Origin of the sequence: Paramagnetospirillum caucaseum (assembly GCF_000342045.1) — a bacterium.
In the GTDB taxonomy this organism is placed as follows: domain Bacteria; phylum Pseudomonadota; class Alphaproteobacteria; order Rhodospirillales; family Magnetospirillaceae; genus Phaeospirillum; species Phaeospirillum caucaseum.
On record NZ_AONQ01000219.1, the window covers coordinates 1 to 324 of the forward strand.

The 324-nt window shown below is 59.6% G+C and carries 1 pseudogene; it reads left to right on the forward strand.

What is annotated here, in order from left to right:
* Positions 1-136: 136 nt before the first annotated feature.
* Positions 137-324 (forward strand): annotated as a pseudogene (locus H261_RS23065) (electron transfer flavoprotein subunit alpha/FixB family protein); the annotation flags it as partial.

Consider the following 324-nt stretch of genomic DNA (forward strand, 5'->3'; position numbering starts at 1 on the left):
CACAGATGAACACAGATGAAAAAAGGGATGATCGCGCCTTTGGCGTATAAGATTTCTTATCCGTGTTTATCCGTGTTCATCTGTGGCCCGAATCAAACACGGGTCTGGAATCAAAACCGAGAAGGACATCCGAACCATGACCATTCTGGTTCTGGCAGAACATGAAGGCGGCGCGCTGAAGGCCGCCACGCTCAACACCGTCACCGCCGCGTCGAAGATCGGCGGCGAGATTCATGTGCTGGTGGCCGGGTCGGGCGTCGGCGGCGTGGCCGATGCCGCGGCGAGGATCGCCGGGGTGGCCAAGGTTCTCACCGCCGATGCGGC